Genomic DNA, 24,548 nt, shown 5'->3' on the forward strand with positions numbered 1-24,548 from the left:
GGTCAGAAGTGCATCTGCGCGCGCAGTTCGAAGATCTCCGGCGTGCTGTGCACGCCACGACGGCTGGCGTCGACCTTCACGTAGTTGGCCTGGAACTTGAAGTGGCTGGTCAGGTACCAGTTCGCACCCAGCGTCAGGTCGTGCTGGCGGCCGCCGAGGATGCTGCCATCGTCCAGGTCGAGACGGCTGTATCGGGCCAGCAGTTCGACCGCGCCGTAATTGTGCGCCGGCTTGATGTTGGCCACCGCGCCGGCGTTGTACGGGCGCGATTCGCCGGTCAGCACCCAGCTGGCCATCGCGTACTGGCCACTGCCGGTGTAGTCGGGCTTGCCGTCACGACGGGTGACCGTAGCGCGCAGCGCTTCGGCCTGCAGCGAGAACGGGCCCCGGATCCAGATGCCTTCCAGGCCGGTGCGGCGGATCTGGTCGGCGGTGACCAGCGCACCGGAATCGACGTAGCGGATGTCGGTCAGGCCGGCTTCCGGGCGCGCGCGCAGGCGGGCGCTGGCCTCGTGATGCACGTCGCGGCCATCGCTGTAGCCACGCGGGTTTTCCTGCGAGTAGGCCAGGCCCAGGTGGATCACATCGCCCGGTGCCTTCACCGGCGTCCACACCGCACGCACCGCCTGGGTGGTGCCGGGGTTGTCGCCCTGCAGGTCCTTGCCGCCATAGGCCCCGGCCTGCAGCAGGTACTGCGGGCGCTCCAGCACCCACTCCACGCCGGTGCGGCGGCCTTCGTAGAAGGCCTGCACCGGCAACGAGGTTTCCAGGAAGCTGCCGGCACGCGAAGAGGTGTTCGCATCCAGGCCGACCGGGGTCTTCATGTAGCCGAAGCGGAAGCGGCCGACGTCACGGCCGAAGAAGGCCTTGCTCTCGAAGCGCACGAACACGTCCAGCCAGGTATCGGCCTGGAAGTCGTAGTAGACCATCGCATCGTAGACGCCCTTCTTTTTCAGCGTCGCGCCGAATTCCTTGCGGCGCACGGCATCGTCGTCCTCGAGGCCACTGGCCGAGGAGAAGTCGTTGTAGTCGTAGGCGATGTTGGCGGTGGCCGCCAGCTCGGTGCCATCACCGAAGGTGTACTTGGTCGGCCAGTTGTCGAAATCGGCGGCCGAGGCGAAAGCGGGAAGGGCGGCCAGCGACAGGGCCAGCAAGGTGGGATTCGGGCGCATGTTGGGTGCGGCTCTCTCAGATTGCGTGTGGACAGGACATCAACGGCCGCAAGGGCCGGAACTTTCGCAAAGACTCACCCAGCCGTTCAGCCCGGGCCACCAGCCTCCCCAGGATCGGGCGGTGCGGCGCCAGTGTAGGCACCTGTGCCACCTGAACCGGGAGGCTAGTACCAATAGGTTATCTGCGCTGGCGTGCCTGGCGCGTACAAAGGCGTCCATTGGTCGCACCTCCTGTGCGTGCTGCACAGGGCCTGCGATCAGTTTCCACGGTAACGGTTCCCGTGCAGCTCCGGGGCCGTACGTGCCTGAAAACGCCCCTTCCGGAGTCCGCCATGCACATCCCGACCGCAGCACCGGTGCCTGCAAAGCCGTTGCCGATCTATCGCCAGCTGTACTTCCAGGTGATCGTGGCGATCGTCCTGGGCGCCATCCTCGGCCATTACGAGCCGTTGATCGGCGAGAAGATGAAGCCGCTCGGTGATGCCTTCATCAACCTGGTGAAGATGATCATCGCGCCGGTGATCTTTCTCACCATCGTCACCGGCATCGCCAGCATGACCCACCTGCGTACGGTGGGCCGGGTCTTTGCCAAGGCGATGGCGTACTTCCTGTTCTTCTCCACGCTGGCGCTGATCGTCGGCATGATCGTGGCGCACGTGGTGCAGCCCGGCGCCGGCATGAACATCAACCCGGCCGAGCTGGACCAGACCGCGGTGCACAGCTACGTCGAGAAGTCGCACGACCTGACCCTGGTCGGCTTCCTGATGGACATCATCCCGAAGACGCTGCTCAGCGCCTTCGTCGACGGCAACATCCTGCAGGTGCTGTTCGTGGCCGTGCTGTTCGGCATCGCGCTGGCGATGGTGGGGGAGAAGGGCAAGCCGGTGCTGAACTTCCTGGAGGCGCTGGTCGCTCCGGTGTTCAAGCTGGTGCACATCCTGATGAAGGCCGCCCCGATCGGCGCCTTCGGTGCGATCGCCTTCACCATCGGCAAGTACGGCGTCGGGTCGCTGATCAACCTGGCCTGGCTGGTGGGCTCGTTCTACCTCACCGCCTTCCTGTTCGTGGCGGTGATCCTCGGCGTGGTCTGCCGCCTGTGCGGCTTCTCGGTGTTCAAGCTGGCGCGCTACCTGAAGGCCGAACTGCTGCTGGTGCTCGGCACCTCGTCGTCGGAGTCGGCGCTGCCGTCGCTGATGGAGAAGATGGAACGCGCCGGCTGCAGCAAGTCGGTGGTGGGCCTGGTGGTCCCGACCGGCTACTCGTTCAACCTGGACGGCACCAACATCTACATGACCCTGGCGGCGCTGTTCATCGCCCAGGCCACCAACACCGAACTGACCCTGGGCCACCAGATCGCCCTGCTGCTGGTCGCCATGCTCAGCTCCAAGGGCGCGGCCGGCGTCACCGGCGCGGGCTTCATCACCCTGGCCGCCACCCTGGCCGTCGTGCCGGAAGTGCCGGTTGCCGGCATGGCGCTGATCCTGGGCGTGGACCGCTTCATGAGCGAATGCCGCTCGCTGACCAACTTCATCGGCAATGCCGTGGCCACCGTGGTGGTCTCGCGCTGGGAAGGCGCGCTGGACCGCAACCGCCTGAAGCTGGCGCTGGATGGCCGCGAAAGCGAACTGCCGCCGCCGGTCGATGCGCTGCCCGAGGCACTGCCGGCCAAGGGCTGATCCAGGTGTGTGGTACCGCGGGGCCGGTCACGACAGTGGTACGGCCCCGCGGCGTTTCAGGGCGTCCCATGGCTGTCATGGGCAACGCCGAAGCTGACATCGCGGTACCGTCGCATACGGCACGGAATTGTGCGGTCGCAGCATGCTTGCGACAGGATAGCGACAGGTCCAGACGCTCCAACGGGGGTATCATCCCCTGTCCCTTCTGCCCATTCATGTAACCCACATCGATGTCCAACGAAGATTTCAAACAGGCCGCCCTCGATTACCACCGGATGTCCCCGCCGGGAAAGATCAAGGTTTCCGCTACCAAGCCCATGCTGACCCAGCGCGACCTGTCGCTGGCGTATTCGCCGGGCGTGGCGTACGCCTGTGAAGCGATCAAGGCCGACCCGCAGCAGGCCAGCGAGCTGACTGCCCGCGGCAACCTGGTGGCGGTGATCTCCAACGGCACCGCGGTGCTGGGCCTGGGCAACATCGGCGCGCTGGCCGGCAAGCCGGTGATGGAAGGCAAGGGCGTGCTGTTCCAGAAGTTCGCCGGCATCGATGTGTTCGACATCGAAGTCGACGAGACCGACCCGGACAAGCTGGTCGACATCATCGCCTCGCTGGAACCGACCTTCGGCGGCATCAACCTGGAAGACATCAAGGCGCCGGAATGCTTCGTGGTCGAGCGCAAGCTGCGCGAGCGCATGAAGATCCCGGTGTTCCATGACGACCAGCACGGCACGGCGATCATCGTCGGCGCGGCGGTGCTCAACGCCATGGCGATCACCGGCAAGAAGATCGAGGACGTGAAGCTGGCGACCACGGGCATGGGCGCGGCCGGCATTTCCTGCGTGAACATGCTGGTGCAGCTGGGCCTGAAGCCGGAAAACATCCTGGCCTTCGACCGCGAGGGCGTGATCCACACCGGTCGTACCGACCTGGATCCGGAAAAGCAGCGCTATGCGCGCGACACCGACAAGCGCACCCTGGCCGAGATCGTCGACGGCGCGGACATCTTCCTGGGCCTGTCGGCGCCGGGCATCCTGACCGCCGACATGGTCAAGACCATGGCGCCGGATCCGGTGATCTTCGCACTGGCCAACCCGACCCCGGAAATCATGCCGGAACTGGCGCGCGCCGCCCGTCCGGACGCGATCATCGGCACCGGCCGTTCGGACTACCCGAACCAGGTCAACAACGTGCTGTGCTTCCCGTACCTGTTCCGTGGTGCGCTGGACGTGGGCGCCACCGCGATCAACGAGGAAATGAAGATCGCCTGCGTGCGTGCCATCGCTGCACTGGCCCGCCGCGCCGCCACCGACATGGGCTCGGCCTATGGCGGTGACACCCCGAGCTTCGGCCGTGAATACCTGATCCCGCGTCCGTTCGACCGTCGCCTGCTGGTGGAGCTGTCGGCCGCCGTGGCCCAGGCCGCAATGGATTCGGGCGTGGCCTCGCGCCCGATCGACGACATGGGCGCCTACCGCGACAAGCTGGCCCAGTTCGTCTACCGCACCAGCCTGATGATGAAGCCGGTCTACGACCGCGCGCGCAGCGACAAGCAGCGCGTGGTGTACGCCGAAGGCGAAGAGGAAGTGGTGCTGCAGGCGGTGCAGAACGTGGTCGATGACGGCCTGGCGCACCCGATCCTGATCGGCCGCCCGGAAGTGATCGAATCGCGCATCGAGCGCCTCGGCCTGCGCCTGAAGATCGGCGAGAACGTTGAAGTCACCAACATCAACGATGATCCGCGCTTCAACGAATACTGGCAGTACTACCACGGCCTGACCGGCCGTCGTGGCGTGACCGTGGCCGCGGCGAAGAACCTGATGCGTTCGCGCCCGACCCTGATCGCAGCAGTGATGGTGGCGCGCGGCGAAGCCGATGCGATGCTGACCGGCATCGTCGGCCGCTTCCACAAGAAGCTGGGCTACGTGCGCAGCGTGCTGCCGCTGGAGCCGAAGGTCACCTCGACCTCGGCGATGACCGGCGTGATCAACCAGCAGGGCGTGTTCTTCTTCGTCGATACCCACGTGCAGGAAGACCCGACCGCCGAGCAGCTGTGCGAAGCGACCCTGCAGGCGGCCTACCGCATGAAGTTGTTCGGCATCGAGCCGAAGGTCGCGCTGCTGTCGCACTCCAACTTCGGCAGCCACGATTCGAAGGACGCGCTGAAGATGCGCCAGGTGCGCGAGCTGCTGCTCAAGCGCAACCCGCGCCTGAACGTGGACGGCGAAATGCAGGGCGACACCGCATGGGATGAAGCGCTGCGCCAGAAGCTGCTGCCGGGCTCGACCCTGCAGGGCCGCGCCAACCTGTTCGTGCTGCCGAACCTGGAAGCGGCCAACATCGCCTACAACCTGGTGCGCGTGTTCACCGATGGCGTGGCGATCGGCCCGATCCTGATGGGCGTGAACAAGCCGGTGCACATCCTGACCACCAGCGCCACTTCGCGTCGGATCCTGAACATGACCGCGATCGCGGCGGTCGATGCGCAGATCCGCAAGCAGCTGGAAGCGGAAAAGAAGGCATAAGCCTTCTTTCCCACTTCCGCTGCCCACGCATTCTTCCTCTACCCCCGCCTTCGGCGCGCCCCTTCAACAAGAAGGGGCTCCTGGTCGGAAGAATGATGGCGCTGGCGCGGCTGGACGTCGGCGCAAGTGAAAACACCGGGCATTGCCCGGTGTTTTCATTTGCCGCAACGGCCGCAGAACCTGCCACACGCGCTACGCCGCCCGGTCATTTCCCTGCAACGCCGTTGCGGCCCAATACGCCCACGCGGCCCGGCCGTGGGAAGGTACCGGACCGGCCTTCCCACCCTGGGCCCGACCAACTTTCATGGGCGAGGGTGTCATGCGTAATCGAGTCACGCGGCGATATTTCCAGCAGCTGTTCGCGCTGTACGCCGGTTTCGTGCAGTCGCGCTGAGGCGTAGAAAGCAGCGAGGTAGAGTCGACCGTTGGTCGACTATCGCGCGAAGCGCGGGGTTTTCGGGGGCTGTACGAAAGTCAGTCGACTAACAGTCGACTCTACCCAGTCGCCCCAATTCCCAGTTGACCAGCCAGTCAGCGCCGCTTGCCGCGGCGTGCAGGGGCCGGCGGCGGTGCATCCGACCGCGGCTTGGCGTACTGGGCCCACAGTGCGGGCAGTGCCTTGCCGGTGTGCTTCTGCCACAGCGCCGGTGCATAGCGGCCATCGCGCAGGGCCGTGTCCAGTGCCAGCACCAGGCCCGGGTGTTCGGCGTCGGCCCATTTCAGGAACGCACCGGTGACCCGGTAGCCGCTGTCGAAGTTCTGACCCTTCTCGACCTTGCCCGGCAGCGACCAGCCCGCGGCGGCATTGTCCATGCCGTAGCGGTCGCGTGCGTAGTCGGCGATGCCCTCCACCAGCCAACCCGGCACCCGTGCGTCGCCATGGCCCGGATAGCCCTGCACGATGTGCATGGCCTCATGGGTGACCAGGTCGATGTCGTTGGGGTGCTGCGCCAGCCAACCCGGATTGATGGTGATCGTTGCCGCCTGGTCCTTGTCACCGACGAAGGCGATCCCGGTGTAGGCCGGATCGATCACGATGCGCACCATCGATGGCGCGGCCGGGTGGAAGTCCGCACGTTCGCGCAGGTAGGCGAAGTAGAACGTATCGATCACCCGCTTGCGCTGCGGCGCGGCCAGGGCGCCACGGGCGTCCTGGTAGTTCAGCGTCACGCCGTCGCGGGTCAGCTGCGCATCAAAGGCCTGGGTCTGGCCGAAGCTGGAGAAGGAAAGGGCAACAAGGGCCAGAGGCAACAGACGGTAGCGCATAGGGCTCATTGTACGGCGCTGGGCGCCAACAGTTCGATCTCCGCCAGCGGCAGCCGGCCTGGCGCGGCCAGGCGCAGCCGGTACTCGCTGTAACGACCGGGTCTGGCGATGCGGAACGGACGGGTCTGGCGGGCAGACTCGAAGGCTTCGCCGCTGCGCTGGTCGAGCACGGTCCAGTGGCCGTTGCCATTGCGCGCTTCCAGCGTCCATTCGCCGCCCTGGATGCGGCCGTCACCGCTGGTCAGCGTATACATCGTCGGCGTGCCATTGCTCAGGCCGGTCAGTGCGATGGTCGCGCCGCCACCCAGGCCGACGGTGGTGGCCGCATCGTCATCGACCAGCGCCGGCAGGGCGCGGCCATCGGCCAGTGTTGCCTTCGCGCCGCTGCCGAGCAGGTCGTGCAGCAGCTGCGGGCGCTGGCCACGGGCGGTCAGCGAGCGCGGCACGTCATCCACGCCGCTGCCCCAGCGCGACGGCTGCGGGCCCATCACGAAGTCCAGCGTCGCGCCCCTGGCGATCAGCTCGTGCGGCACCCAGGTCTTCGTCCAGGACGTGCCGTTGATCTTCAGCGACTGCACGTAGACGTTCTCTCGCGAATTGTTGGCCGCGTTCACGGTCAGCACCGCGCCGCCCTGCAGTTCCACCCGCGCGTGGCGGAAGGCCGGCGAACCGATCACATACTCCGGGGCGCCCATGCGCAGCGGGTACAGGCCCAGCGAGGCCAGCACGTACCACGCCGAGGTCTCGCCATTGTCCTCGTCGCCCGGATAGCCCTGGCCGATCTCGCTGCCGACGTACAGCCGCGACAGGATCTCGCGCACGTGCTGCTGGGTCTTCCACGGCTGCCCGGCGTACAGGTACATCCACGGGATGTGGTGCGCCGGCTGGTTGCTGTGCGCGTACATGCCCATGCGCACGTCGCGCGCCTCGGTCATCTCGTGGATGGTGCCGCCGTAGGAACCGGCCAGTGCCGGGTCTGCGGTTTCCGGCGTGGCGAAGAAGGCATCCAGTTTCGCCGCCAGCTTGTCGCGGCCACCGTACAGCGCGGCCAGGCCTTCGCCATCGTGGGCAGCGGTGAAGGCGAAGGTCCAGCCATTGGACTCGGTGTAGTCGTGGCCCCACACGCGCGGGTCGTAGTCCTTCGCGTCCACGCGCCACTGGCCATCGGCAGTGCGGCCCTGGAAGAAGCCGGCGGCCGGATCGAACATCGTCGTGTAGCTGGCGGCGCGATAGCGGAAGTAGTCGGCCTCGGTGCTGTAGCGCTCGCGTGCGGCCGGCGTGGTCGCACGCTTGGCCAGCGCGTCGGCCATGTTGGCGATGCCGAAATCATTGAGTGCGCCTTCCATCGTCCACGACATGCCTTCATGCACGTCCGCGCTGGCGTAGCCACGGAAGGTCGAACGGTCCATGCCCTTGCGGCCGACATGGCGGTCGGGCGGGACCACGGTCGCGTTCTTCAGCGCGGCGGCGTAGGCCTCGGCCGGATCGAAACCGCCGATGCCCTTCAGCCACGCATCGGCGAAGGCCACGTCCGAGCTGGTACCGACCATCAGGTCCGCATAGCCCGGCGACGACCAGCGTGCGATCCAGCCGCCGGCGCGGTACTGCTCGATGAAGCCCTGCACTAGCTGGCCGGCATCGTCGGGCGTGAACAGTGCATAGGCCGGCCAGGTGGTGCGGAAGGTGTCCCAGAAGCCGTTGTTGACGAACACCTTGCCATCGCGCACGCCGGCGTAACTGCGGGTCGCGCTGCCTTCGGTGTTGTCATCGCTGGCGCTGGCCTGGTTGGCGTAGCGCCACTCCGGTGCGGCGGCGCTGCCCACGTTCTCGTGGCCGGAATTCGGGTACAGGTACAGCCGGTACAGGCTGGAGTACAGCGTGGTCTTCTGGTCGTCGCTGGCATCGCCGATGTCGAAGCGGGCCAGGCGCGCGTCCCACGCGTCCTGTGCGCGGCCGGCCACGCTCTCCAGCGTATCGGCGGCGGCGATTTCCAGTGCGAGGTTGTGCCGCGCCTGCTCCACCGAGATCAGCGAGGTGGCGATGCGCATCGTCACCCGCCGCTCGCTGCCGGCATCGAACTTGATGTAGCCGGTCGGGCGCCCGGTGTCGAGGCGGCCGCTGCTGCGCCAGGGCTTGTCGAAGCTGGCCACCACGTACATGCGGCTGGCGCCGTTGGAGAGGCCGCTGCGCGTATCGGTGTAGCCCGACAGCGTCTGTGTGGCGGCATCCAGAGTCAGGCCACCACGTGCATCGACGTTGTCGAACAGCAGGTTGGCGTCACCGCCTTCGGGGAAGTCGAAGCGGAACAACGCGGCATGATCGGTCGGCGCGATGGCGGCAGCGATGCCGTTGTCGAAGCGCACGTCGTAGCGGTAGGGGCGCGCGCTTTCATGGCGGCGATCGAACGACAGCGCGCGCTTGCGGCGGTCGGCCTCCGGCACGCCACGGCTGGCCGAGGGCATCACCTGGAAGGTCTGGCGGTCACCCATCCACGGGCTGGGCTGGTGGCTCAGCGCAAGCGCCTGCAGCTGCGGGCGGTTCTGTGCGTCGTTCTGTTCGTTCCAGCTGTACAGCCAGTTCAGTGCGCCGGCATCGGTCACCGGGGTCCAGAAGTTGAAGCCGTGCGGCACCGCCGTGGCCGGGAAATTGTTGCCGCGCGAGAAGGTGCCATTGGCCTGGGTGCCGCGGGTGGTCAGCACCCAGTCGGAGACGCGCTGTGGCCGCTGCCGCGGCTGTGCGTCCAGGCGCACGTCATCGATCCAGCCAGAGACCGGCGCGCCCTCGGCACTGGCCACCTCCAGCTCGATCGCCACCACGCGGCGGCCCTTCAGCGTGGGTACGTCGCCCAGCCGCACTGCCTTGCGCGCCCACTGTTGCGGGTACAGCGTCTTCGATTCGCCCTGCGCGCGTGCGCCGATCGCCACCCCATGCTGGTCGCGCGCCGCACCGGCCGACACGCGGCTGCCATCGTCCAGCAGCAGGTCCAGCGAGACATAGGTCGAAGCGACGGTGTCCTTGCCGACGATCTCCGGCAGCACCAGCCACGACAGCGTGGTATCGGCCTCGATGGGCAGGTCGGCCTTGAACAGTTCGCGCCGCGCGCTGCCGCCTTCGCTGCTGTAGCGCAGTGCATGCAGGCCGCTGTAGCCGGCGTTGCGCTTGGCGGCGTAAGGCGCCGCAGGGCCGTTGCCGATCGTGACCTGAAGTGCACCCGCGGCCTGCGTCGGGGCAGGTTCGCCGGGCTCGAACGAGGTCTGCAGCCCCTGTGCCAGCACCGGCATCGCAGTGGTCGCACAGGCCAGGGCCAGGGCGAGTGGAAGCAGGGCGCGGCGCGGATCGGACAGGGTCATGCAAGGGTCTCCCGGAAGGGCTGGCGGCGGGCAGAACCCGCATCGGCGGACACCACGGACAGCATCGCTCCGCCCGCCAGGCTGGCAGTGGAAGAGGCGATGCCGGTCCGGTGGGGGCGGGCCATGCGATCGGGTTGGATTGGGTGGGTCGGGGTGCGACCTGGCCCGATCCTGCAACAGCCGTCGCGCGCTGGCAAGTGCCATTTAGTTCGATCCAAATGCGGGAAATATCGCTGGAGTCGATTCTGGCGAGCGAACCTGCCGGAACGACCGCGAAATCCCCGGCGCCGCCGCCGCCCGGCGTGCGGCGGGGAGATGCGAGGCATCGGCGGGAGCGCGCAAAGGCCCGTCGTGGCGCAATGTCGGTGCGGCCCAGATGCTAGAATCACAGGCCTCGCAACCCGTTCACCGACATCCGCCATGAGCCATACCGCCACCGCGCCCGCCAACGCCGAGAAGCGCTACACCGTGCACCGCAGCGATCTGCCGTTGAGCTGCCCGACCCCGGAAATGGCGCTGTGGAACTCGCATCCGCGCGTGTACCTGCCGATCGAAGACGAGCCCAACGGTGAAGCGCAGTGCCCGTACTGCGGTTCCGTGTTCGTGCTGGCCGACTAAACGGCGGCCCCTTCGATGCGCCGATTGACCGTGGTGCAGTTGCTGCCGGCGCTGCACTCCGGCGGTGTCGAGCGCTCGACCCTGGAAATCGCTGCTGCCCTGGTCGCGGCCGGCCATCGTGCACTGGTGGTGTCCGCCGGTGGCCGCCTGGTGCAGCCGCTGCTGGACAGCGGTGCCGAGCACCTCACCCTGGACATCGGCCGCAAGTCGCTGCTGACCCTGCGCCATCTGCCGACCCTGCGCCGCCTGTTTGCCGAGGTCGGTGCGGACATCGTGCACGCCCGTTCGCGGCTGCCGGCCTGGCTGGGCCTGTACGCGATCCGCGCCATGCCCGCCGCACAGCGCCCGCACTGGGTGACCACCGTGCACGGGTTGAATTCGCCCAGCCGCTACAGTGCGGTGATGACCAGTGGCGAACGCGTGATCTGCGTGTCCAATACCGTGCGCGCCTTCGTGCAACGCCACTACCCGACGGTGCCGGAAGAAAAACTGCAGGTCATTCCCCGCGGTGTCGATGTCGGCCAGTTCCCACGCGTAGCACGTGCCGACCGTCGCCCGCGGCTGGCCCTGGCCGCCGATTATCCCTGGCTGGCGCAGGTTGATGGCCCGCTGCTGCTGTTGCCCGGGCGCGGTACCCGGCTGAAGGGCCACGCCCACGCGCTGCAGCTGCTGGCCGACGTGCGTGCCGCCGGCGTGCCTGCGCAGCTGTGGATGCTGGGTACCGAGGAACCCGGGCGTGAGGCCTACGTGGCCGATCTGCGCCGCCAGGCTGCGGCACTGGGCGTGGCCGAGGCCGTACAGATCAGCACGCCTACCGCACGCATCGCCCTGGCCTACGCCGCCAGCGATCTGGTGCTGCAGCTGTCGGACAAGCCGGAAGCCTTTGGCCGCACCGTGGTCGAGGCGCTGTCGGTCGGCCGCCCGGTGCTGGGCTGGGACCACGGTGGCGTCGGCGAACTGCTGCAGCAGCTGCAGCCCGGCGGCGCGGTGCCGCTCGGCGACGCGCGCGCGCTGGGTGAACGTGCGCTGGCCCTGCTGGCGCAGCCGCCATCCTTGCCGACCCGCATCCCGTTTACCCTGCAGGCCATGCAGCGCGATACCCTCCGCCTCTATGCCGATCTCGCCGGCTGACCCCGCTGCCATCGTGCGCGACGACCGCGCTGGGCGCTGGGCACCCTGGTGGGTGCTGGCGTACGTGGCGATGTGGCCGTTGCCAGGCATCGCTGAAACCGTGCTCGGCCTTGGCGCGCTCTATGCTGCCGTGCGCATGGTCATGCGCCGGCTGCAGCGCCGCCCGCACCTGTTGAGCACGGCGGCGTGGGCCCTGACCTCGATCCTGTTCCTCGGCTACTGGCTGCCACAGGCGTTCTCGGCCATCGATGCGATCGATCCGGCGGCCTCGTGGACCAAGGCTGCCGCCGGACTTCGCTACCTGCCCTTCATGTGGCTGGTGGCGATCGCGGTAGCCACGCCGGAACGGCGGCGGCTGACCTTCGGTGGCCTGGCGCTGATCACCGGCGCGTGGACGCTGGACGCGTTGGTACAGGCGCTGGCCGGCACCAGCCCATGGTTCTGGTCGCTGGATCACCTGAAGCTGGCCGTAAGTGGCCACGCGCTGTGCCCGGCCGACGAAGCCGCACTGGCCGACCGCCTCAGTGGCGCGCTCGGGCCCTGCAACCTGAAATTCGGCCAGGTGCTGGCCAGCCTGTCACCCTTCCTGCTGCTGCCGATGGCGCGGCGTTTCGGCAGTGCGGGGTGGTTGCTGGCCGCCGCCGCACTGGGATGCGTGCTGCTGCTGGCCGGTTCGCGCGCCTCGTGGATCACCTTTGTGCTGGTGCTGGCCTACAGCGGCCTGCGCCAGTTCGGCTGGAAGCGGCTGCTGCTGCTGGCCCTTGTGGCAGCGCTGGGTACGGCCGCACTGACAGCGGGCGTGCCGCAGCTGCGCGAGCGTGTTGCGCGCACGGCACAGGCATGGAACGAAGACGGGCAGGGCGTTGACGAGGCGCTTTCGGGGCGCGCGCGCATCTGGACGGCGGCGGTGTGCATGATCGAGGAACATCCGGTCAACGGTGTCGGTGCGCGCGGCTTCCGCGATGCGTATCCGGCCTGCGTGTCAGACGAGGGCCCCGCCGTGTGGGGCAATCAACCGGCATTGCACGCCCACCAGATCGTGCTGGAAATCCTGGCCGAGACCGGCGTGCTGGGCCTGCTGCTGTGGCTGGCGGCGGTGGCGCAGGCCTGGCGGGCCTGGCGCTATGCACCGCCGGCGGCGCGTGACCGCGCCCGCCCGGCGATGCTGGCGCTGGCGGTTACCGTGTTCCCGCTCAATACGCACCTGGCGTTCTATTCTGCGTTCTGGGGCGGCCTGACCGTGCTGCTGGCGGCCCTGTTCGCCGGCAGTCTGCTGGCCCGCGAATCGGACGAATCTCCGCCGATGCAGTAGTCGCCAACCTTGGTGGGCTCCCCGGGACCGGCCTCGGTTCAATCCAGCGCCAACCAAGGTTGGCGACTACCGCGAGGACGCCGGCCCTTCCACCGCATCCGGCTATTTGTAGAAATCACTCCGGCCGCCGGGCTGGCGCTTGAAGCGGCGGTGGATCCACAGGTACTGGTCGGGGGCTTCGCGCACCATCTCTTCGATGGCCTGGTTGACCCGCGTGGTATCGGCTTCCACGTCCTCGCTGGGGAAATTCTCCAGCGGTGCGCCGATCTTCAGCACGTACTTCCCGCCTTCGCGGCGGTGGAAGTACGGGATCACTGCACAACCGGTCATCCTTGCCAGCTGGTGGGTGGCGGTGATGGTCGAAGCGGTGTGGCCGAAGAACGGCACGAACACGGTGTCCTTGCCACGCATGTCCTGGTCCGGCGCGTACCAGAGGAAGCCGCCCTTCTTCAGGTGGCGCACGGTCGCGCGGATGTCCTCGTTGGCGAACATCGCCTTGGCATAGCGCAGGCGGCCGAACTTCACCGCCCACTCGTACACCGGGTTCTTGTGCTTGCGGTACATGCCGGACAGGTCGACGTAGTCGCACAGCAGGCGTCCGCACATTTCCAGGGTCATGAAGTGGCCGGAGACCAGCAGCACGCCGCGGCCTTCAGCCTCCATCTGCCGCAGATGTTCCAGGCCTTCGATCCGTACCTGCGGGCGGATGCGGTCGATGCTGCCCCACCAGGCGCGGATGCACTCGAACACGCCCACGCCCAGCGCATCGAAACTGTCGCGCACCAGGCGCTGGCGCCAGGCTTCGTCCTTCTCGGGGAAGCACAGCTGCAGGTTGACTTCGGCGGCGCGGCGGCGGCTGCCGAGCAGGCGCCAGGTGATCCAGCCGACGCCCCGGCCCAGCGCGCGCTGCAGCATCCACGGCAGGCGGGCGATGGCGAAGGCGCCGAACATGGCGGCGAACATCGGCCAGTTGCGCGGATCGCGCAGCGATGGGCGGACGGCGGTGGAGGCATCTGACATGGGGCCATTCTACCAAGGCGGCCGCGTGTCTTTCCCCGGGGGCTCCCGTATCCTTGCCGCATGCGCAAAGACCCTGTCGAATGGATCCTGCGCGGCCTGTATTCGGTCGTGCTCTACATCCTGCTGCCGATCACCGTGTACCACCTGGTCTGGCGCGGTTTCCGGGTTCGTGAATACTTCCGGCGCTGGGATGAACGCTATGCCTCCTATCCGCAGCCGACCGGGCAGCCGCGGGTCTGGCTGCACGCGGTCTCGGTGGGCGAGGTCAATGCCGCCGCGCCGCTGGTCAATGCCCTGCGCCAGCAGCGCCCGGACATCCGCTGGGTGATCACCACCATCACCCCGACCGGCTCCGAGCGCGTACGCGCGCTGTGGGGCGACGCCCTGGACCATGTCTACCTGCCGTATGACGTGCCGGGCAGCGTCAACCGTTTCCTCGGCCATTTCCAGCCCAGCCTGGCGCTGATCCTGGAAACCGAGCTGTGGCCGAACATGCTGTTCGGCTGCCGTGACCGCGGCATTCCGGTGTACATCCTCAACGCCCGGTTGTCGGCGCGTTCGCTGCGCGGCTACCGGTTGCTGGCGGCACTGATCCGCCGCGCGCTGCGCACCGTCACCTGCGTGGCCGCGCAGTCGCAGGACGATGCCGAGCGCTTCGTGCAGCTGGGGGCGGATCCCGGCCAGGTGCAGGCGCTGGGCAACCTGAAATTCGACATCGCCACGCCGGATGTGCAGGGTTTCGTCGAACAGTTCCACGCGCGGGTACCGGCCGCTCGTCCGGTATGGATCGCCGCCAGTACCCATGATGGCGAGGAGCAGGCGGTGATCGACCTGCACCGGCGCCTGCGCCAGCGGCATCCGGAGCTGCTGCTGCTGTGGGCACCGCGACATCCCGAGCGTTTCCCGAAGGTGGAAGCGCTGGCGCGCGAACAGGGCTGGAGCGTGGCGACCCGCCGCGTGGACCAGTGGCCACACGCGGCCACAGACGTGTTCGTCATCGACACCCTTGGCGAGCTGATGCCGTTCTATGCCTGCGCCCAGGTCGCCTTCGTCGGCGGCAGCCTGCAGGCCATCGGTGGTCACAACCTGCTGGAGCCGGCCGCGATGGGAACGGCGGCGGTGACCGGCCCGCACCTGCACAACTTCGCGGAAATTTCCCGGCGCATGCGCGAGGCCGGGGCGCTGCTGATCGGCGAGGACGCGCAGGCGGTGGGCGATCTGCTGCAGCACCTGCTCGACGATGCCCAGGCCCGCGAAGACATGGCGCGGGCGGGATGCACGCTGGTCAGCAATGGCCGCGGCGCGCTGCAACGCACGCTTGCCCTGGTGGCGCCGCACCTGCCACCACCGCGCGAGTGATCGCGGCAGCGCGGAGTCAGCGGCGCTGACGAGCATTGTCGTGATCAACTTCATCAATTCTGCTTAGCGACGATTTTTCTGTCGTTGCTGGACCGACCCTGCCGCTGGCAGCGTGCCTGCCATCACATCGTTGCGCACATTCCACCGATTCTGATTCCGCAGGACGACGCAGGCTGCCAGCCTGCTGTCGACCGCGCTTGGGCGGATATCAAGGGAACTTGCGATGGACGGCGACAGGGGCGGGGACGGCACGGGTGGGGCCGGACTGGGGACGGACCATCTGGCGGTGGTGGCGTTGACACTGTTGGTGGGCGGCAGCGTGATCGCACTGGTGGGCCAGCACACGGCGGCACAGGCAGGCCCCGCCATCGTGCTCAGCCTGTTGCTGGCTGCACTGGGGGCCGGCCTGGTGCTGTGCTGCCTGCAGGATCTGGTGCTGCGGTTGCCGGCGGGCGAGGGCCTGCACGGGCTGCTGGCTGCCAGCTGGGGGCCGCGGGTGGCGGGCGTGTTGGGCATGGCCCTGCTGCTGGAGCTGGTGGCGACCACGGCGGGCGTGGCGCAGTCCATGGCCCTCCATCTGCACGCGGTGCTGGCCGCCGAAGGCCTCCAGCCCTGCGACTGGCTGCCGGAACAGGTCACGGCGGCGGTGGGCCTGCTGATGCTGGGCGCGCTGGCATTGCTGCCGCCACGGCGTGTGGTGCTGGTGGCCTGCGCCCTGTTGACGGTGAAGATCGGTGCGGGGGTGTTGCTGCTGGCGCTGGCGGCACGTCATGTGCATTACGCGCACTGGATCCCCTGGCTGCCACCGGCGACCGCGCCGTATCGCTTCGGGCTGGGCGGGGTGCTGGCGGCTGCGGTGCCGCTGCTGGGGGTATTTGCCAGCGTCGGCTTGGCACTGGGCTTTCCTGCGTTGCGCCGCCAGGGCGCGATGTGGCAACCGGCAGTGCTGGCGCTGGTCTCGTTGCTGGCGATGCTGCTGCTGATCGTGCTGGCAGCACTGCAGGCAGGGCTGGTCGAGTTTTCCGCGCTTGCCAGTACCCGGCCACTGTCGGTGGCGCTGCAGATGCATCCGCAATTGGAGTGGATGCTGCCGTTGTTGCCGCTGGCGGGGGCTACGGGTCTGGCCGCCCTGCAGCTGGTGCTGCTGATGCTGGCCTTGCGGCTGGCAACATCGCTGTGGCCAGGGGCGGGTGATGCAGTGGGACGCTCCCGCGGTGTGATCGTGGCGGCGGTCGGACTGCCGGCGGTGATGCTGGTGCTGTGGCTGCCGTTGGGCACCCTGCCGGCGCTGCCGGGTCCGGCAACCCTGCTGGTGATGGCGGCGCTGTGCCTGGCGGTGCTGCGGCGGCGGAATGACATGAGGCAGGGCGCAACCGGTCGCGAACTGGTGCTGCCGATGCTGGCGCCCTTGGCGGCCGCGCTGTGCGTCTTTGCGGCGTTGGAACGCCTGCGGGCATGGCCGGGCTGAGGGTTCGCGGGGCCACGCAACGGGTAGCTGCGGGCGGATGCACCGCCTGCAAAAAAGCCACCCTTGCGGGTGGCTTCTTTGTTGCCGGCAGGGCGACGGATCAGTGCGTGGTCGTTGCCGGATTGCCCGCGTCCTGGGTCAGCAGGCGGTTGACGTCCTGCAGCTCTGCCACGTCCAGCGCACCCAGCGACTGGCTCAGCAGCAGGCGGTTCTGCAGGAAGGTGTAGCGGGCCTGGGCGTAGTCCAGCTGCGCCGAGAACAGGATGCGCTGGTTCTGGATCACGTCCAGCACGGTACGGGTACCGACTTCCAGGCCGACCTGCGAGGCGTCGTACGCGCTCTGTGCCGAGACCACGGCCAGGCGACGGGCCTCCACTTCGCTGATGCCCTGTACCAGGGTCTGGTAGGCATTGCGGGTGTTGCGGTCCAGGGCGCGCTTCTGCTGCTCGTAGCCGTCCTGGGCGATGTCACGCTGGGCCAGCGCCTGGCGCACGCCGGACTGGGTGGCACCACCGGAGAAGATCGGCACGCTCAGGGTCAGGCCGATGCTGTTGGTGCGGGCGTCCGGCGACAGCGAACCGGAACCAGTGCTGTCACCCCAGGTCGCGCTCTTGCCCCAGCTGCCGCCCAGCGACAGGGTCGGGTAATGGCCGCCACGGGCGGCCTGCACGCCAGCCTCGGCGGCGCTGACCTTCAGTTCCTGCGCCTTCAGCGCCGGATTCTGGGTGGTGGCCTGCTGCACCAGCTCATCGATGTTGCCACGGTTGGCCGGCACTTCCGGGCGGAAGTCGGCCGGCAGCCCACGCAGGTTGGTCACCGGCTGGCCGGTCAGTTCGGTCAGGGCCTGGTAGTTATCGGCCAGGGTGTTCTGCGCAACGATGGTGTTGGCACGCGCCTGGTCGTACTGGGCGCGTGCTTCGTGCACGTCGGTGATCGGCGCCAGGCCCACTTCCAGGCGCTTGTCGGCGAAGTCGAACTGCTTCTTCGCGGCCGCTTCATTGGTCTGTGCGGCATTCAGCGATTCGATCGCCACCAGCACGTTGAAGTAGGCCGCCGAGGTGCGAACGATCAGGCTGTCGTTGGCCGAATCGAGGGTGAAGTCCGCCGCCTTGCTCAGCTCGCGCTGCGAACGCAGGTTGTTGATCTGGGTCCAGTTGAACAGCGTCTGGCTGCCGTCGATCGTGTAGGTGCGGCGCTTGTTGGTGAACGAGCCGGAGTTGGCGTCGGCGTTCGGCTCACTGCGCGTGCGGTTCAGCTGGGCCTGGCCGTTGATCTGCGGCAGCAGGGCGGCGCGCGCCTGCACGGCGCCTTCCTTGTCATACAGCCGGGTCGATTCGGCGGCGGACAGCTGCGGATCGCCATTGCGCGCCATTTCGTAGACCTGCAGCAGGTCGGCGGCATGGGCGGACAACGGCAGCAGGGCAGTGGCCAGCGCAACAGCGAGGGATCGGCGGATCATTGCGGCTTCCTTGGACTCAGAGGTGGAACTGGGGGGCCGGGGCGGCACCACGCAGATAATCGATATCGGTCTCGAACAGGGACTCGCTGCTGCCGTCGGCCTTGACCAGCAGGGCCTCCATCGCCGGCGAGCGGCCGTGGATCACGAACAGGCGACCACCCGGACGCAGCCACGAGGCGAACTGTGACGGCACCACGTCGACCGCACCAGTGACACAGATCACGTCAAAGCGGCGTTCGGTCTGCCAGGACAGGGCGTCGGCCACTTCCACGCGGACGTTGGTGCCCAGGCCGGACGCGTCCAGGCGGGCGCGCGCGGCGGCGGCCAGCTCCGGGTCGATTTCCAGGCTCAGCACGTCGCGCGCCAGCGCGCCGATGCAGGCCGACAGGAAGCCGCTGCCGGTGCCGATTTCCAGCACTTCGTCACCCGGCTGCAGGTCCAGCGCCTGCAGGGTACGGCCCTCGATGACCGGCTTCATCATCTTCTGGCCATGGCCGGTCGGCAGTTCGACATCGGCGTAGGCCAGTGCCCGGTGTGCATCGGCGACAAAAGCCTCGCGCGGCAGGCGGGCCAGGACGTCGAGCACCTTGATGTCCAGCACGTCCCAGGGACGGATCTGCTGTTCCACCATCAGTTCGCGGGCGTGGGCGTAATCAATCGTCATGAGGTTCAAATCCAGCGCAGTGGGCCGGCCATTTTACCGGTGCCGGAGGCCGGCGGCGCGCCCAGAGCATCAGCTGCCGGGTGGCCGGGGTCGCAGTGCCGGAAGTCATCGCGACCTCCGGTTCGTTCAGTTTTGGTTATTCAGACGTCCCGGCCCCTCGCGGCGCATAGGCGCGCAGGAAGAAGTCGATGCTGGCAGTCACGTGGGCAAGAGGGTCGCATTCCACCGGTGACAGTGGCATGCCGCACATCATATGCATGTGCACTTCGCCCTTGACCAGGGTCAGGAACTGCTCGCCAGCCAGCGAATAGTCGGTGATTTCCAGCTCGCCGCGCTCGGCGCGTGCCCGCAGGAAGTCAGCCAGGGCCTCGCAGGTACGTTCCGGTCCTGCCTTCCAGAACAGCTCGCGCAGGCGTTCGTCGGTCTCCGGCGCCATCATCATGCGCTGGATCGAAATCGCCGCATCGGACGTGATCAGTTCGAAGAAGGCCAGACCGATGCCGATCAGCTGGTCGCGCAGCGGGCCGTCCGCGTCGGCCACGAACAGGGCATCGGGCAGCATTTCAATGCACTTCGACTGCACGGCCTCGGAGAACAGGGTCTCCTTGTCGCCGAAGTGGCTGTACACAGTCAGCTTCGAGACGCCGGCCTGAGCGGCGATGGTGTCCATGCTCACGCCGGTATAGCCCTGTTCGATGAACAGTGTCTTGGCTGCTTCAAGGATCGCCGCGCGCTTGCCGAGGTCCTTGGGGCGCCCGGGTCCGGCGGCCTTGGCAGCGGGCTTGGCCGACGGCTTGCGGGAAGTGTGAGAACTCATCACCACAATACTAGACCAAGCGGTTCGATATTTATACTATACCGGCCGGTTTATTAAATTGGGCCGGCAGTCGCGGCTCCCCCCTTAGTTGCAACCCTGCGTTTTCAGGACGTTGACCGATGAAGATCGTGCGCTGGATGGGCGGTATGGTGTGGATGGCTGCGCTGGCAGCCTGTTCGGGACAGGAACAGGCGCCCCAGGCGGCCGTTCCGGTGCTGGTGGTTCACCCTGGCGAGCAGGCCGGGCAGGCGCCGGCGGCGTTCCCGGGCACGGTGCGTGCGCGGCAGGAAAGTCCACTGTCGTTCCGCGTTGGCGGCAACCTGGTCAAGCGCCACGTCGATGCCGGGCAACGGGTGAAGAAGGGCGACGTGCTGGCCGAGCTGGACGTGGCCGACTTCGCGCTGCAGGCCCGCGCCTCGCAGGCGCAGCTTGCTGCGGCCGAAGCCGATCTGGTGCGTGCCCGTGATGACCTCAAGCGCTACCAGGTGCTGGCCGACCAGCAGCTGGTCAGCCGCTCGCAGCTGGACCAGCAGTCCGCCGCCTTCAAGGCCGCGCAGGGCCAGGCCAACGCCGCCCGCGCCAACCTCGATGTGCTGCGCAACCAGGCCGACTACGCACAGCTGCGCGCGCCGTCCGATGGCGTGATCGCCAGCCGTGAGGCCGAAGCCGGGCAGGTGGTGTCGGCCGGCCAGACCATCTTCAACCTGGCCGCCGATGGCGGGCGCGAAGTGCTGATCGACCTGCCCGAGGCCACCATCCGCGACTATGCGGTGGGCCAGCCGGTCGAGGTGGAGCTGTGGAACCGTCCTGGCCAGCGCCTGCCAGGCACGATCCGCGAGATCGCCGCTGCCGCCGATCCACAGGCACGCACCTATGCAACCCGGGTCAGCCTGCCCGCCGATGCGCTGGCCGATGTCGAACTGGGCCAGAGCGCGCGCGTCTACAGCAGCGCCGGCCGCCACGGCACCCTGCAGCTGCCGCTCGGTGCGCTGCAGCGCGGTGCCAACGGTGCCGCCAGCGTGTGGGTGGTCGATCCGGCCAACAGCGCGCTGAAGGCCGCGTCGGTCACCACCGGTGCCTATGGCAGCGAATCGGTGCCGGTGCTGTCCGGCGTGAATGCGGGTGACTGGGTGGTCGCTGCCGGCGGACACCTGTTGCGTGCCGGCCAGCCGGTGATCGCCGTGGACCGCCAGAACCGCCCGGTGCTGAAGCCGGCCACGCCGGCCGCTGCCGCCAAGGCCAAGGAGTAAGCCGGTGCGCCGCTTCAATCTTTCCGAGTGGGCGTTGTCCAACCGCCCGCTGGTGCTGTTCGCGATGCTTGCCTTCGCGCTGATCGGCGCATGGTCGTACAAGCATCTGGGCCAGTCCGAGGATCCGCCATTCACCTTCAAGGCGATGGTGGTGCGCACGCTTTGGCCGGGCGCCACCGCCGAACAGGTCTCGCGGCAGGTGACCGAGCCGATCGAGAAGGCGCTGATGAACACCGGCGAGTACGAGTTCATCCGCTCCTATTCGCGCCCCGGCGAATCGCAGGTCATCTTCATGGCGCGCGACAGCCTGCGTTCCAGGCAGATCCCGGACCTGTGGTACCAGGTTCGCAAGCGCGTGGGCGACATCCGTGCGACGCTGCCGCGCGAGATTGTCGGCCCGTTCTTCAACGATGAGTTCGGCGACACCTACGGGAACATCTATGCGTTGACCGGCAAGGGCTTCGACTACGCGGTGATGCGCGACTACGCCGACCGCATCCAGCTGGAACTGCAGCGCGTACCCGATGTCGGCAAGATCGACCTGGTCGGCCTGCAGGACGAGAAGGTGTGGATCGAACTGTCCAACACCCGGCTGGCAACGCTGGGTGTGTCGATGCAGCAGGTGCAGCAGGCGCTGGCCGACCAGAATGCGATCACCGGCACCAGCTTCTTCGAGACCGCCACCGATCGCGTGCAGCTGCGCGTGACGGGCCAGTTCAACGACATCGACGCCATCCGCCAGTTCCCGATCCGTGCTGGCGACCGCACCGTGCACCTGGGCGACATCGCCGAGGTCAAGCGTGGCTTCGCCGATCCGGCGTCGCCGAAGATGCGCTTCATGGGCGAAGAGGCGATCGGCCTGGCGGTGGCGATGAAGGATGGCGGTGACATCCTCAAGCTGGGCGCCAACCTCGACGCCGAGTTCGAGCGGCTGCAGAAGACCCTGCCGGCCGGCATGCAGCTGCGCAAGGTGTCCGACCAGCCGCAGTCGGTGGAGGAGTCGGTTGGCGAGTTCGTGCAGGTGCTGACCGAAGCGGTGGTGATCGTGCTGCTGGTCAGTTTCTTCTCGCTGGGCCTGCGCACCGGCCTGGTGGTGGGCGTGACCATTCCGCTGGTGCTGGCGATGACCTTCTTCGTCATGCATTACTTCGACATCGGCCTGCACAAGATTTCGCTGGGCGCACTGGTGCTGGCGCTGGGCCTGCTGGTGGACGATGCGATCATCGCGGTGGAGATGATGGCCACCAAGATGGAGCAGGGCTTCGATCGCCTGCGCGCGGCCAGCTTCGCCTGGGAATCGACCGCGTTCCCGATGCTGACCGGCACATTGATCACGGCAGCTGGCTTCCTGCCGATCGCCACGGCGGCATCGAGCACCGGTGAATACACCCGTTCGCTGTTCCAGGTGGTGACCATTGCACTGGTGGTGTCGTGGATCGCAGCGGTGCTGTTCATCCCGTACCTGGGCGACAAGATGCTGCCGGACCTGTTCAATCCGCAGCCGCCGAAGCCCGGCAGCCTGTCCGCGCGTTGGCTGGCCAAGCGCCAGCAGTGGGCCGACCGCTATCCGGCGCTGGCCAACCTGATCGCACCGCCGCAGCATGGGCACGACCACGATCCCTACCAGCGCCCGTTCTACCGCAGCTTCCGGCGCTTCCTCGACGCCTGCCTGCGCCGCCGCTGGTGGGTGATCGCCGCGACCGTCGCCCTGTTCGTGTTCTCACTGATGATGTTCCGCTTCGTGCCGCAGCAGTTCTTCCCGGACTCGACCCGGCCGGAACTGATGGTGGACATCGAGCTGGCCGAGGGGGCGTCGCTGCGCTCGACCCAGGCCCAGGCCGAGAAGCTGGAGAAGCTGCTGTCCAGCCGCGAGGGCATCGCCAACTATGTGTCCTATGTGGGTACCGGTTCGCCGCGCTTCTACCTGCCGCTGGACCAGCAGCTGCCGGCGACCAACTTCGCCCAGTTCGTGGTGCTGGCCAAGGACATCAAATCGCGCGAAAGCACCCGTGACTGGCTGCTGCACGAGGTGATTCCGAAGTTCCCGGACGTGCAGATGCGCGTGACCCGCCTGGAGAACGGCCCGCCGGTCGGTTATCCGGTGCAGATGCGCATCTCCGGCGAGCACATCGAGAAGGTGCAGGCGATCGCGCGCCAGGTCGAGGCCAAGGTGCGTGAGAACCCGCACGTGATGAACGTCAACCTGGACTGGAGCGAGCCGAGCAAGGTGGTGCGGCTGGTGATCGACCAGGAGCGTGCCCGCGCGCTGGGCGTGAGCAGCGCCCAGGTCAGCCAGTTCCTGGCCAGTTCGCTGGCCGGCCAGTCGGTGAGCGTGTATCGCGAAGGCAACCGCCAGATCGAGATGCTGCTGCGCGGGCCGGCCGATGAGCGCAACCAGCTGGAGCTGCTGTCCAGCCTGTCGATGCCGACCGCCAACGGCGGCAGCATCACGCTGTCGCAGGTGGCGACGATGGAGTACGGCTTCGAGGACGGCATCATCTGGCACCGCAACCGGTTGCCGACCGTGACCGTGCGCGCCGACATCAGCGATGGCATGCAGGCGCTGGACGTGGTGCACCAGATCGTGCCCACGCTGGATGGCATCCGTGCCGAGCTGCCCAGCGGCTACCTGCTGGAGACCGGCGGCACCGTGGAGGACTCGGCGCGCGGCCAGAACTCGATCAAGGCCGGCATGCCGCTGTTCCTGGTGGTGGTGGCGACGCTGCTGATGCTGCAGCTGCGCAGCTTCTCGCGTGCGGCGATGGTGCTGGTGACCGCGCCGCTGGGCATCATCGGTGCGACCCTGTTCCTGCTGCTGTTCCGTGCGCCGTTCGGCTTCGTCGCGCTGCTGGGCACGATCGCGCTGGCGGGCATGATCATGCGCAACTCGGTGATCCTGATCGACCAGATCCAGCAGGACATCGATGCCGGGCATGATCGCTGGCATTCGATCATCGATGCCACGGTGCGCCGCTTCCGCCCGATCGTGCTGACCGCGCTGGCGGCCGTGCTGGCGATGATTCCGCTGTCGCGAAGCGCGTTCTATGGCTCGATGGCGATCTCGATCATGGGTGGTCTGATCGTGGGTACGGTGCTGACGCTGGTGTTCCTGCCGGCGTTGTACGCGGCGTGGTTCCGGGTGAAGCCGGGCGAATCCGGGGCGTAATGCCCCGGGTTCTGCCGCTGCACCCATCCACGCATGGCGTGGACTGATCTGCTCGCGGAATCTGCCTTCTGTAGAGCCGAGCCATGCTCGGCTGCGCTATGCGCGATGATGGGATGAGTCGAGCATGGCTCGACTCTACAGAAGCACCCACGCATGACGTGCATCTACAGCAGCGGATCGTTGCCCTGGTAGGTGCCAACCTTGGTTGGCACTGCAGCATGCATCCACGCATGGCGTGGACTGATCTGCTCGCGGGATCTGCTTTCTGTAGAGCCGAGCCATGCTCGGCTGCTCTTCG

At 67.6% G+C, this 24,548-nt stretch carries 16 protein-coding genes; 9 read left to right on the top strand and 7 right to left on the bottom strand.

From position 1 onward, the window contains the following. Positions 1-2: 2 nt before the first annotated feature. Positions 3-1,172 (bottom strand): OprO/OprP family phosphate-selective porin, encoded by a 1,170-nt coding sequence (locus tag AC5P5W_RS18845; RefSeq protein WP_046432442.1) that lies wholly within the window; start codon positions 1,170-1,172, stop codon positions 3-5. Positions 1,173-1,504: 332 nt separating this feature from the next. Here AC5P5W_RS18845 and AC5P5W_RS18850 point away from each other — a divergent pair, with 332 nt between their 5' ends. Continuing rightward, positions 1,505-2,848 (top strand): dicarboxylate/amino acid:cation symporter, encoded by a 1,344-nt coding sequence (locus tag AC5P5W_RS18850; protein WP_014648357.1) that lies wholly within the window; start codon positions 1,505-1,507, stop codon positions 2,846-2,848. A gap of 230 nt (positions 2,849-3,078) precedes the next feature. Then, the gene (locus tag AC5P5W_RS18855) at positions 3,079-5,370 is read left to right on the top strand and encodes an NADP-dependent malic enzyme (RefSeq protein WP_014648356.1); all 2,292 of its coding nucleotides are present in this window, start codon (positions 3,079-3,081) and stop codon (positions 5,368-5,370) included. 531 nt (positions 5,371-5,901) lie between these two features. Here the strand turns inward: AC5P5W_RS18855 and AC5P5W_RS18860 are convergent. Continuing rightward, positions 5,902-6,645: a basic secretory protein-like protein gene (locus AC5P5W_RS18860; RefSeq protein ID WP_032959489.1), complete on the bottom strand. Its 744-nt coding sequence runs from the start codon at positions 6,643-6,645 to the stop codon at positions 5,902-5,904. Then, a complete protein-coding gene (locus AC5P5W_RS18865) occupies positions 6,642-9,986 on the bottom strand; it encodes a GH92 family glycosyl hydrolase (RefSeq protein WP_197574645.1) in 3,345 nt (1,114 codons plus the stop codon). Before AC5P5W_RS18865 ends, AC5P5W_RS18860 begins: the two co-directional genes overlap by 4 nt. A gap of 420 nt (positions 9,987-10,406) precedes the next feature. Here AC5P5W_RS18865 and AC5P5W_RS18870 point away from each other — a divergent pair, with 420 nt between their 5' ends. Genes AC5P5W_RS18870 through AC5P5W_RS18880 form a run of 3 tightly spaced genes read left to right on the top strand, consistent with a single transcriptional unit; the run spans position 10,407 to position 13,047 of the window. Continuing rightward, positions 10,407-10,604: a zinc-finger domain-containing protein gene (locus AC5P5W_RS18870; RefSeq protein WP_005410967.1), complete on the top strand. Its 198-nt coding sequence runs from the start codon at positions 10,407-10,409 to the stop codon at positions 10,602-10,604. A 15-nt stretch (positions 10,605-10,619) separates the two neighbouring features. Beyond that, positions 10,620-11,735, top strand: a complete 1,116-nt coding sequence (locus AC5P5W_RS18875) for a glycosyltransferase (RefSeq protein WP_014648352.1) — start codon at positions 10,620-10,622, stop codon at positions 11,733-11,735. Then, a complete protein-coding gene (locus AC5P5W_RS18880) occupies positions 11,716-13,047 on the top strand; it encodes an O-antigen ligase family protein (RefSeq protein WP_197574644.1) in 1,332 nt (443 codons plus the stop codon). Before AC5P5W_RS18875 ends, AC5P5W_RS18880 begins: the two co-directional genes overlap by 20 nt. A 102-nt stretch (positions 13,048-13,149) precedes the next feature. Here the strand turns inward: AC5P5W_RS18880 and AC5P5W_RS18885 are convergent, their stop codons facing one another. Then, the gene (locus tag AC5P5W_RS18885; RefSeq protein ID WP_014648350.1) at positions 13,150-14,067 is read right to left on the bottom strand and encodes an LpxL/LpxP family Kdo(2)-lipid IV(A) lauroyl/palmitoleoyl acyltransferase; all 918 of its coding nucleotides are present in this window, start codon (positions 14,065-14,067) and stop codon (positions 13,150-13,152) included. A 60-nt stretch (positions 14,068-14,127) separates the two neighbouring features. Here AC5P5W_RS18885 and waaA point away from each other — a divergent pair, with 60 nt between their 5' ends. Together waaA and AC5P5W_RS18895 are read left to right on the top strand one after the other, a co-directional pair. Continuing rightward, complete coding sequence (waaA, locus tag AC5P5W_RS18890) at positions 14,128-15,426, top strand: lipid IV(A) 3-deoxy-D-manno-octulosonic acid transferase (protein ID WP_014648349.1); 1,299 nt, start codon at positions 14,128-14,130, stop codon at positions 15,424-15,426. Between the two features lie 223 nt (positions 15,427-15,649). Continuing rightward, positions 15,650-16,894, top strand: a complete 1,245-nt coding sequence (locus AC5P5W_RS18895) for an amino acid transporter (RefSeq protein WP_197574643.1) — start codon at positions 15,650-15,652, stop codon at positions 16,892-16,894. Positions 16,895-16,994: 100 nt separating this feature from the next. On the opposite strand, the gene AC5P5W_RS18900 is transcribed toward AC5P5W_RS18895, so the two are convergent. From AC5P5W_RS18900 to AC5P5W_RS18910, 3 genes are all read right to left on the bottom strand, one after another. Then, complete coding sequence (locus AC5P5W_RS18900) at positions 16,995-18,353, bottom strand: TolC family outer membrane protein (protein WP_014648347.1); 1,359 nt, start codon at positions 18,351-18,353, stop codon at positions 16,995-16,997. 16 nt (positions 18,354-18,369) lie between these two features. Beyond that, positions 18,370-19,017 carry an rRNA adenine N-6-methyltransferase family protein gene (locus AC5P5W_RS18905; RefSeq protein WP_197574642.1) on the bottom strand — a complete coding sequence of 216 codons (648 nt, stop codon included), beginning with the start codon at positions 19,015-19,017 and terminating at the stop codon, positions 18,370-18,372. A 136-nt stretch (positions 19,018-19,153) separates the two neighbouring features. Continuing rightward, positions 19,154-19,834 (bottom strand): TetR/AcrR family transcriptional regulator, encoded by a 681-nt coding sequence (locus AC5P5W_RS18910; protein ID WP_111206945.1) that lies wholly within the window; start codon positions 19,832-19,834, stop codon positions 19,154-19,156. Between the two features lie 119 nt (positions 19,835-19,953). Between AC5P5W_RS18910 and AC5P5W_RS18915 the strand changes: the two genes are divergently transcribed. Together AC5P5W_RS18915 and AC5P5W_RS18920 are read left to right on the top strand one after the other, a co-directional pair. Then, positions 19,954-21,084: an efflux RND transporter periplasmic adaptor subunit gene (locus AC5P5W_RS18915; protein WP_049440621.1), complete on the top strand. Its 1,131-nt coding sequence runs from the start codon at positions 19,954-19,956 to the stop codon at positions 21,082-21,084. A 4-nt stretch (positions 21,085-21,088) separates the two neighbouring features. Continuing rightward, complete coding sequence (locus AC5P5W_RS18920; protein WP_197574641.1) at positions 21,089-24,250, top strand: efflux RND transporter permease subunit; 3,162 nt, start codon at positions 21,089-21,091, stop codon at positions 24,248-24,250. Positions 24,251-24,548 lie beyond the last annotated feature (298 nt).

The organism is Stenotrophomonas sp. YJH_SMC_123 (assembly GCF_059368215.1).

Bases quoted from the DNA above. Each gene is read 5' to 3' on its own strand.
- AC5P5W_RS18915 (WP_049440621.1), top strand. From the start codon at position 19,954: ATGAAGATCGTGCGCTGGATGGGCGGTATGGTGTGGATGGCTGCGCTG.
- AC5P5W_RS18865 (WP_197574645.1), bottom strand. From the start codon at position 9,986: ATGACCCTGTCCGATCCGCGCCGCGCCCTGCTTCCACTCGCCCTGGCC.
- AC5P5W_RS18880 (WP_197574644.1), top strand. From the start codon at position 11,716: ATGCCGATCTCGCCGGCTGACCCCGCTGCCATCGTGCGCGACGACCGC.
- AC5P5W_RS18845 (WP_046432442.1), bottom strand. From the start codon at position 1,172: ATGCGCCCGAATCCCACCTTGCTGGCCCTGTCGCTGGCCGCCCTTCCC.
- AC5P5W_RS18895 (WP_197574643.1), top strand. From the start codon at position 15,650: ATGGACGGCGACAGGGGCGGGGACGGCACGGGTGGGGCCGGACTGGGG.
- AC5P5W_RS18910 (WP_111206945.1), bottom strand. From the start codon at position 19,834: ATGAGTTCTCACACTTCCCGCAAGCCGTCGGCCAAGCCCGCTGCCAAG.
- AC5P5W_RS18885 (WP_014648350.1), bottom strand. From the start codon at position 14,067: ATGTCAGATGCCTCCACCGCCGTCCGCCCATCGCTGCGCGATCCGCGC.
- AC5P5W_RS18900 (WP_014648347.1), bottom strand. From the start codon at position 18,353: ATGATCCGCCGATCCCTCGCTGTTGCGCTGGCCACTGCCCTGCTGCCG.
- AC5P5W_RS18905 (WP_197574642.1), bottom strand. From the start codon at position 19,017: ATGACGATTGATTACGCCCACGCCCGCGAACTGATGGTGGAACAGCAG.
- AC5P5W_RS18860 (WP_032959489.1), bottom strand. From the start codon at position 6,645: ATGAGCCCTATGCGCTACCGTCTGTTGCCTCTGGCCCTTGTTGCCCTT.
- AC5P5W_RS18855 (WP_014648356.1), top strand. From the start codon at position 3,079: ATGTCCAACGAAGATTTCAAACAGGCCGCCCTCGATTACCACCGGATG.
- AC5P5W_RS18850 (WP_014648357.1), top strand. From the start codon at position 1,505: ATGCACATCCCGACCGCAGCACCGGTGCCTGCAAAGCCGTTGCCGATC.
- waaA (WP_014648349.1), top strand. From the start codon at position 14,128: ATGCGCAAAGACCCTGTCGAATGGATCCTGCGCGGCCTGTATTCGGTC.
- AC5P5W_RS18870 (WP_005410967.1), top strand. From the start codon at position 10,407: ATGAGCCATACCGCCACCGCGCCCGCCAACGCCGAGAAGCGCTACACC.
- AC5P5W_RS18875 (WP_014648352.1), top strand. From the start codon at position 10,620: ATGCGCCGATTGACCGTGGTGCAGTTGCTGCCGGCGCTGCACTCCGGC.